This window comes from Streptomyces sp. CG 926, assembly GCF_003148825.1.
In the GTDB taxonomy this organism is placed as follows: domain Bacteria; phylum Actinomycetota; class Actinomycetes; order Streptomycetales; family Streptomycetaceae; genus Streptomyces.
The window spans coordinates 42,783-51,807 of record NZ_QGGZ01000020.1; the positions used below are offsets into that span (position 1 = coordinate 42,783).

Here is a 9,025-nt window from a genome sequence, read left to right on the forward strand (position 1 = left end):
GCCGCCCGGAAGGTTCGCTCAAGATCCTTTCAGGTGCGACGGCGGTGGTGGTGCGGCCGGCGGCCGGTGCCACGGACCTGTGCGACGAAGGGAACTGCCATGACCGCGAGCGGCGTTGACGAGAACCTGTGGATGCGACAGTTCCACCCCGCGCCCGGCGCGAAGGTGCGGCTGGTCTGCCTCCCGCACGCCGGCGGTTCCGCCCCGTACTTCTTCCCGGTCTCCAAGGCGCTCTCGCCCGCGCTCGACGTGGTGGCCGTGCAGTACCCCGGCCGGCAGGACCGCCGTGACGAGCCGGGCATCGACAACATCGCGGACCTCGCCGACGCGGTGACGGACGCGCTCCTGCCCTGGGCGGACCGCCCTCTGATCATTTTCGGTCACAGCATGGGTGCCACGCTCGCCTTCGAGGTGGCCCTGCGGCTGGAGGCCAAGGGCATCGTGCCGCTCGCGGTCTTCGCGTCGGGGCGCCGCGCTCCGTCGCGGCACCGCGACGAGCAGGTCCACCTCCGCTCCGACGACGACCTGATCAGGGAGATCCAGTCGCTGAGCGGGACCCAGGCGGCGGTCCTGGGCGACGAGGAGATCCTGCGGATGGTCCTGCCGGCGATCCGCAGTGACTACAAGGCCGCCGAAACCTACCGCTACGAGACGGGACCGAAGCTCCAAGCCCCCATCCAGGCGCACTTCGGCGTGGACGACCCGAAGGTCTCCGCGGACGAGGCGCGGGCGTGGGAGGAGCACACCACCGGAACGTTCGAGCTCCAGACCTACCCCGGCGGCCACTTCTACCTCAACCAGCAGGCGGCGCGGGTCATCGACGCCATCGCGCGGGTCGCGTCGACGGTCGCCTGAGGCGGGTCCCTCCGGGCCCGTCGACAGCGGACGTCTTGGAGAATTCGAGGCAAAATTTGGTTTCTCTCTCAAGGAAAGCGGGCGCCGCTCATGGCGTGAACATTTCCCTCCTGGCTTGATGTCGTCGTAGTTGGCCGAGTATTCGCGGGAGAGTGGCTCACGCGTGACCCTCCTGGCCGACTCGTGCGGTTGAGGGGATTGACGGACGATCTCGTGGCCATTCGAGGTCGGTTGACACTGCATGGATCTTGATGTTGTCTGACATTGGGTTCGAGCACGAGGAGACCTTCGGTCTTCAGGCCGCTCGGGCCGAGTGTTCGGCCACACGGGGGTGGTCTGGACGACTCAACTCCGGGGGTGTTTCATATCCATGGTGCTGTTCGGGCGAGCTGAAGAAACGAAACAGCTCATCGCCGCACATACTGCGGTGTGTTCGTCCGGAAGATCTGCGACTGTCCTGCTGGAAGCTGCTTCCGGCTGCGGCAGAAGTGAAATCCTGGCCGCCTTGACCGATTACGCGGAATCTTCCGGATCGGTGGTTCTGCAGACAGCGGCAACCGTTCAAGAGTCCGAAATTCCGCTGAGTCTGCTCCGGAATATCGTCGATGGAACCTCCTTCTACGGGCGGCTCGCCGGGCGTTTCCGTGCTCTGATCACCGACCTCTCGGGTGTTCAGGGCGAGGGCGCGAGCGGGCAGCTCCGCCGTGATACCGAGCGCTACGAACTGCAGCGTGAATTCTGTGCTTCGGTGCGGGAGCTCTCCCGGTCCGCGCCCGTGGTGATCGCCGTGGACGACGTCCAGCACGGCGACCACGAATCCCTGAGGCAACTGCTGCATCTCGCCCGGCACTGTCGCACGGCTCCTCTCCTGATGGTGTTCACGCAGCCGCTCGCCGGTGGGCGCCAGGACGTGGCCTTCGGCGGCGAGCTCCTGAGACAGCCGAACTTCACGCGGGTCCGGCTGCCGCAGCTCGGCCGTGGCGGCGTCCGCGGCGTGCTGTCCGAGGCGTGGCCCGGCCGGCTCGACGCGAAGACCGTCGACCGCTACTTCGCGCTGAGCGGCGGCAACCCCCTGCTCCTGCGCGCCCTCGTCGAAGACCACCGTGCGCACGCCGGGCCCGGCGCGCACCGGCCCGCGGCGGAGCCGCCGGCCGGGGAGATCTTCCGGGACGCGCTGCTGGCCTGTCTGGAACGCGGTGGGGAGCGCAGCCATCAGGTGGCCGTCGGACTGGCCGTCCTCGGGGACTTCGTCAACCGGGAGCTGCTGGCCCAGCTGCTGGACGTCGGCCGCGAGCAGCTCGCCGAGTGTCTGCACGCCCTCGGTGAGTCGGGCATCGTCGAGGGCCACTCCTTCCGTAGCCGGCCGGCGCGGGACGCCGTTCTGAACGCCTTGGATCCCGAGCAGCGCATCGAACTCCACGCCCGTTCGGCCGACCTGCTGCACGCCTGCGCGGCGCCGCCGTACGTCACGGCCGAGCACCTCCTCCAGGCCGGGAAGGTCGACGCGGACTGGGGGGTGGGAGTGCTCCAGGAGGCTGCCGAGCAGGTGCTCCTCGACGATCAGGTCAAGCAGGCCGTGTCCTACCTGGAACTCGCCCACAGTGCCTGTGAGGACCCCCGGCGCCGCATCGAGATCAGGATCAGGCTCGCCCTCATCGCGCGGCGGATCGGGGCCGCGGCCGCCGAGCTCCACCTCGCGGAGGTGCTGGAGAGGCTGCGCGTCCTGCCCATGCCGGCGGCGACCGTCAGGTCCTTCGCCGAGCTGCTGCACGCTCAAGGCTGGCTGGAACAGGCACGCGAAGTCACCGACTGCGCACGGGCGGACGACTGCGGAGCCGGGGAGGCGACCGAGGCCGGGGACGAGATCGGCACCGCTTGGGACGGCGGCCTGGAGCCGGTGTTCTGGCCGCCGGCCATGCCGATGCACAGGAGCGCCGACCGGGAGGAAGGCGTCCGGCCGGACGCCGCACCACCCGTGCCGCGGACACAGGGCCGGCTGTCGGCGAGGCGGTCGATGAGGCACTGGGAGGCGGAGCGGCCCAGGGCGCTGGAACAGTACGTCGCCGGCGCCGAGGGCTTCCTGGAGATCACCCCGCTGACGGACTTCACCCTCGACCCGCTCCTGAACGCGATCCAGTCGCTGCTGTACAACGGAGCTGCCGAGCGCGCCGCGTACTGGTGCGACGTGTTCCTGAGGAACGCGGTCGGCCGGGGCGCCCCGGGCTGGCAGGCGTCCTTCAGGGTTCTGCGCGCCGAGGCCGATCTGCACAGGGGAAACCTCGCGGCGGCCGAGAAGGGCTTACGGGACTGCCTGACCGCACTGCCCCAGCGGCACCGGTCCGCCTTCGAGGGGACGGCGGTCGCCCACATGGTGGCGGTCAACATCGCCCAGGGGAAGCTCGACGAGGCGGCGCACCACCTCAGCCGTCCGATGGCACGGTCCCTGCCCGGCAGCGCGCACTGGCTGAGCTACCGCAGGGCCCGGGGGCTCTACCACATGGCGAACCACCGGTACCACTCCGCGCTGAGGGACTTCCACGCCACGGGGCGCCTCGCGGGCCTGTGGGAGGTGGACCGGCCGGGCCTGCTGCCGTGGCGCACGGACACCGCCGACGCGATGCTGCGGCTGGGGGAGAGGGAGGAGGCGCTGAGACTCGCCAGGGAACAGCTGGCCATGGTGGCCGACGGCTCCCCCCGGGTCCGAGGCGTCTCCCTGCACACCGCGGCCCTCGCCGGCGAAGCGCACGCGCGCGTACCCCTGCTCGACGAGGCACTCGGCGAACTGCGCAGGGCCGGTGACGGCCTGGGGGCCGCGCGCGTCCTGTTCGACCTCGCGGACGCCCACGAGGAGTCCGGCGAGTCCCGTCGGGCCGCCGTGGCCCGCCGCCGGGCGACACGACTGGCGAAGGAATGCGGGGCGAAGTCCCTGCTGCACCGCGCCGAACCGCCCGACCACGAGGACAGGCCCGCCCACCTCGCCGCCTGCCACGTCCGGACCGCGGACCCGGTGGTACCGGCGCGGGAACCGCTCCCCGTCGAGGCGGGGCCGACCGAAGCCGAATCGGCACGCTGCCAGGAACTCAGCGACTCCGAGCGAAAAGTGGCGGTGCTGGCCGCCAACGGTTACACGAACCGCGAGATCTCTTTGAGGTTGTTCATCACGAAGAGCACGGTCGAGCAGCACCTCACCCGTGTCTACAAGAAACTGCAGGTCGCCGGACGGGACGAATTGCCGCTGGAACTGGAGACTCCTGTCGAGGTCTGAGACGCTCCGATACATGCCGATGCCCGTCCCCCGTAAGGGGGGGCGGGCATCGGCTTTTCTGCCTCCGGGCCTGGCGTAGCGCGCCTCCCCGGGGCTGTTCCGGGCAGGTTAGGGGGTCCTGTGCAAACCTCGAAATACCAGCTCCGCGGGGTGTAGGGGGGCGGTTTGGCGAAGGTAGGGGTTGGGTGCAGGGGTTCGTCTCAGTACAGTCGAATCAATTGGTGCTGCATTCGATTCGAAGTGGTTCTCAAGTATTTCTCGAGTAAGCGTGGGTAAACGGGTGGGGATTGTGGCAGGCGGTATTGTCGCGGAGCTTTTCGAGCGTGACGAGGAAATGAAACTGCTCACGGACGTCATGGCTGGGGTCCGGCGCCGCGAAGGCGGGGTCGTCCTCATCGGCGGAGGGCCGGGGGTCGGAAAGACCGCCCTGCTCGACGTGTTCCTGCGCCGGGCGGCCGATGCCGGAGCCCAGGTGTTCAGCGCCTCGGGATCGGTCGCCGCGTCGGGCGCCGATCTCGCGGTGATCAAGGAGCTGTTCCTGGGATCGGACGACGAAGAGGAGATCCGTTCGGCCACCCGCAGCAGCAAGGGGGCCGGGGAATTCGAGGACCGGCTCTTCGCCGCCATGTGCCGGGAGACCCGCGGCCAGCTCGTCGTGGTCGCGGTGGACGACGTACAGCTCGCCGACGCGGCCTCCCTGCGCTGCCTGCTCTACCTCGTCCGCAGGCTCCGTACCGCGCCGCTCATGATGGTGCTCTGCGAGTCCACGGGCCCCCACATGCTCCCTCCGGCCATCCACGCGGAACTGCTGCGTCACCCCCAGGCCCGCCAGCTGCGACTGCTCCCCCTGTCGCGCGACGGCATCGCCGGGGTGATCGAGCACCACGTGGACACCACCGAGGCGTCCGACCTCGTGGCGGACTTCCATGCCGTCAGCGGTGGCAACCCCCTGCTCGTCCACGCTCTCCTGGCGGACAGCCGTGACGCGCGCCGCCTCGACCCGCACCAGCCGTCCAAGGCGGTGGCGAGCACCGCGTTCACCAAAGCGGCGCTCGCCTGGGCCTACCGGGCCGAGGCCGAGCTCTTCGACGTCGCCTGCGGGTTCGCCGTACTCGGGGAAGCGGCCACGCCCCCTCTGGTCGCCTGCCTGGTCGGCCGGGGCGCCGACGCCGTCGAGCAGGTCATGACGGCACTGGACACGGCCGGGTTGCTGGACGGCGGCACCTTCCGCGACGCGGCCGTGGGCAAGGCCATCCTGGAGAACGTGGACGCGGTGACCAAGGCGGACCTGCGCCGGCGTGCGGCCAGGCTGCTCCACGACGACGGCGCCCCCGCCACGGTGGTGGCGCAGCACCTGCTCGCCGCCTCGGTGACCGAATCCTGGGCGGGCCGTACCCTGCTCGCCGCCGCCGAGACGGCCATGGAAGAGGGACAGGAAGAACTGAGCCTCGACTGCCTGCGCCTGGCCGGCCAGAGCGCGAGGACGGAGCGGGAACGGTCCGCCGTGGTCATGGCGCGCGTCAAGATCGGCTGGCGGATCGATCCCCGGCTGGTGTCGCCGTGGCTCGACCCGCTCGTCGACGCCCTGAACGCGGGGCACCTCAAGGGCGGCGACGCGGCTTGGACCGTCAAGCACCTCGCCTGGCACGGTCAGTTCCGTGAGGCCGAGGAAAGCCTCGCCAGGCTGGGTGAGGCCCCCTACGCGGGTGACCCCCGGGTGGAGGACGAACTGCACGTCGTGCGGCACTGGTTGAAGAGCACCTGCCCCTCGGTGAGTGACGAGGCACCCGGTCGCGCGCCGCGTCCGCAGCGCCGCGGACTCCAGCCCCGCCAGGTGAGCCCGTCCTCGTACGCCGTCGAACTGCTCGGCACGGTCATGGCCGAGGGCCCCCACGACCACACCGTCGCCATGGCGGAGGAGATCCTGCGGGGCTGCCGGTACAACGAAACGGTCGTCGAAGCGCTGGAGGCGGCTCTGCTGACGCTGGTGTACGCCGACCGTCCGGACCGGGCGCTCTTCTGGTGCGACGCGCTCCTCCAGCAGGCCGGACCCCGGTCGTCGGGCACCGTCGTGGCGATCCTCTCGGGCGTTCGGGCCGAGATCGCGCTGCGGCAGGGCATGCTCCCGGCGGCCGAGGAATTCGGGCGCGCCGCCCTGGCGGCCATCTCACTGCCCGGCTGGGGCATGGCCGTGGGAACCCCCCTGTCCTCCCTCGTCCTGGCCACCACGGCTTCCGGGAAGAGCGGGGCCGCCGGAGCGTGGCTGAACGGGGACGTCCCCGAGCGGATGTTCGAGACCCGGCACGGACTGCTCTACACCCATGCCCGAGGGCACTACCACCTCGCCGTCGACCGTCCCGCGGCCGCCCTGGAAGACTTCCTGACCTGTGGCGAGCTCGCCAAGGAGTGGGGAACGGACACGCCGACCTTCCTCCCTTGGCGCAGCTCCGCGGCGCAGGCCCACCTCGCCCTGGGCAACTCCGTAGAAGCCCGCGCGCTCGTACGGGAGCAGTTGGGCCGGCCGGGCGGGAGCACCTTCCGAGCGCGTGGTGTGTCCCTGCGGCTGCTGGCGGCCGTCAGTGGACCGGACCAGCGACCCGCCCTGCTCAGGGAGTCGATCAATCTTCTGGAGGCCTGCGGGAGCCAGGTCGAGCTCATCCGCGCCCTGGCCGACCGCAGTCAGGCCCTGCACGCACTCGGGGCGCCGGCCAAGGCCAGGATGGCGGCCCGGCACGCCAGGACCGTGGCCGACAACTGCGGTGCGGACGCCCTGTTCCGCCGGCTGTTCCGCGACGAGGTGCCGGACGGCGAAGGCGGGCTGGAAGGCGTCGAGGGCGAGGACGAGGGTTCGGCCGGCCTGACGGCCGCCGAACGCAGGGTCACCGCTCTGGCGGCGGTGGGCCACTCCAACCGCGAGATCGGACGGAAGCTGTTCATCACCAAGAGCACCGTCGAACAGCACCTCACGCGGGTGTACCGCAAGCTCGGTGTGCGCAGCCGGGCCGAACTGAGCGACCTGTTCGTCGGGACGAACATGGGAGCCGGACCCGGGGCCGAGCGGCTGGCCCGCACCTCCTGATCCGCCGTCCGACCAGCACGAACGCCGCGTCCTAAGGGGCTGGTAGTGGTTGAGGCTAGGGGCGGAGCGACGTGAGAGTCGTACAGGTACCGCCGTGAGCCCCTTCGGGCGCTTCACGGCGGTACCTGCGGACCGACCACCCGGCCCGGACGGGAGGCTTCCTGATCGACTACGAGGCGAGCCCCGAGGCCATGGCGACGGCGCGCCGGGAACTCATGGACTACATGCTCCGGCTCGCCCACGCCAAGCAAGAGCAGCTTGACGACGGACTGCTCGGCCGGCTTCTGGAACGCGGTGAGCTGACGGCCGAAGAGGTGCCGGTACCGGCCTGATCCTGCTGCTGGGCTGCCATGAGACGACCGTCGGCACGATCGCGCTGTCCGTCGTCGCCCTGATGCCCATCCCCGCACACCTGGACCTGATGCGCCGGGACCCCACGCTCTTCAAGGGGGCGCCGGACGAGCTGATGCGCTACGCCACGGTCGTCCGGATCAGTCGGCCAGGCCGACCAGCGATTCACCCACAAACGCACCACGTGCGAACGATGAAGGAGATCCGCCGTGACCGTGACCACTGCGCAGCAGCTGACCGTTCCCTCGCCGCGCGGCCGTTGCCCGCTCGATGTGCCGCCCGCCTACCAGCAGGCGGCGCAGGAGACGCCGGTAGTCCGCATCGGCCTCCCGTTCGGTGAGGACTGCTGGCTGATCACCCGCTACGAGGACGTCCGTGCGGTGCTGACGGACTCCCGGTTCAGCGCGGACGCCACCCGACCAGGATTTCCGCTCATCTCGGAAGAACTGAGAGCGATGGCGGCCGCGACCCGCAGCACCGACGCCTTCGTGAACGAGCAGGAACACCTTCGCAGGCGCCGGATGCTCACGACGGAGTTCAAGGCGAAACGCGTCGAGGCCCTGCGTCCGGAGATCCAGCAGATGGTCGACGACACGCTGGACCAGATGATCGCCGGCGGATCGCCGGCCGACCTGATGGCCGATTTCGCCGTCCCCGTCGGTTCCGGCGTCATCGCCTTGCTGCTGGGCGTCCCCACCATGGACACCAAGTACTTCCAGGAGCGCAGCCACGTCCTGCTGGACGAGGCGGCGAAGTCCGAGGAGAAGATGGCGGCGCAGCGTGACCTCATGGAATACGTGGTCGGGCTCACCGTGGACAAGCAGCAGAACCCGGACGAGGGGTTCCTCAGCCGCCTGGTGGAGCGTGGCGAGCTGACTGGCGAGGAAGTGGCCGGCAGCGGGCTGCTGTTGCTGCTGGCCGGGCACGAGACGACCGCCGCCATGATCGCCCTGTCCATCATCGCGCTGCACCGCAATCCCGAGCAGCAGGTCCTGCTGCGCCAGGACCCCTCGCTGGTCAAGGGGGCCGTGGAGGAGATGCTGCGCTACGCCACGCTCGTGCAGAACGGGTTGGGGCGGGTCGCGGTCGAGGACGCGGTGATCGGCGGACAGCTGATCAGGGCAGGGGAAGGCGTGCTGTGCATGCTGTCCACCGCCAACCGCGACGAGGAGGTCTTCCCCGGCGGAGGACACCTGGACGTGACGCGCCCCGCCCGCGGACACATGAGCTTCGGGTACGGGCTGCACCAGTGCGTCGGGCAGTCGCTGGCCCGCGCCGAACTCCAGATCGCCCTGGGGACGCTGCTGCGGAGGCTGCCGGAGCTGCGGTTGGACGTTCCTGTGGAGGAGCTCGGGTTCCGTTACCGGGCCGGTCTCTACGCGGTCGACGCACTGCCCGTCGCCTGGTAGCGCACCGGGGAACCGGTGTGCCGGCGCGGCAGTACCCGCGCACAGCCGTCGGGCGGGCCGGGATCC

Annotated in this window: 5 protein-coding genes; all 5 read left to right on the forward strand. The window is 70.2% G+C overall.

Translation table 11 applies throughout. The features are described from left to right. Positions 1-99: 99 nt before the first annotated feature. The 5 genes from BCL76_RS36000 to BCL76_RS36015 all read left to right on the forward strand — a co-directional run bounded on the left by BCL76_RS36000 (position 100) and on the right by BCL76_RS36015 (position 8,959). Positions 100-855 (forward strand): thioesterase II family protein, encoded by a 756-nt coding sequence (locus BCL76_RS36000; protein WP_109783597.1) that lies wholly within the window; start codon positions 100-102, stop codon positions 853-855. A gap of 370 nt (positions 856-1,225) precedes the next feature. After that, entirely contained in the window at positions 1,226-4,120 is a 2,895-nt protein-coding gene (locus tag BCL76_RS36005; RefSeq protein WP_109783598.1) for a helix-turn-helix transcriptional regulator, read from the forward strand. Positions 4,121-4,409: 289 nt separating this feature from the next. After that, entirely contained in the window at positions 4,410-7,199 is a 2,790-nt protein-coding gene (locus BCL76_RS36010) for a LuxR family transcriptional regulator (RefSeq protein ID WP_258310119.1), read from the forward strand. A gap of 191 nt (positions 7,200-7,390) precedes the next feature. Then, positions 7,391-7,531, forward strand: a complete 141-nt coding sequence (locus BCL76_RS39310; protein WP_181382877.1) for a hypothetical protein — start codon at positions 7,391-7,393, stop codon at positions 7,529-7,531. Between the two features lie 228 nt (positions 7,532-7,759). After that, on the forward strand, positions 7,760-8,959 hold the full coding sequence (locus BCL76_RS36015) for a cytochrome P450 (RefSeq protein ID WP_309136883.1): 1,200 nt from the start codon (positions 7,760-7,762) through the stop codon (positions 8,957-8,959). Positions 8,960-9,025 lie beyond the last annotated feature (66 nt).

Bases quoted from the DNA above. Each gene is read 5' to 3' on its own strand.
- BCL76_RS39310 (WP_181382877.1), top strand. From the start codon at position 7,391: ATGGCGACGGCGCGCCGGGAACTCATGGACTACATGCTCCGGCTCGCC.
- BCL76_RS36000 (WP_109783597.1), top strand. From the start codon at position 100: ATGACCGCGAGCGGCGTTGACGAGAACCTGTGGATGCGACAGTTCCAC.
- BCL76_RS36005 (WP_109783598.1), top strand. From the start codon at position 1,226: ATGGTGCTGTTCGGGCGAGCTGAAGAAACGAAACAGCTCATCGCCGCA.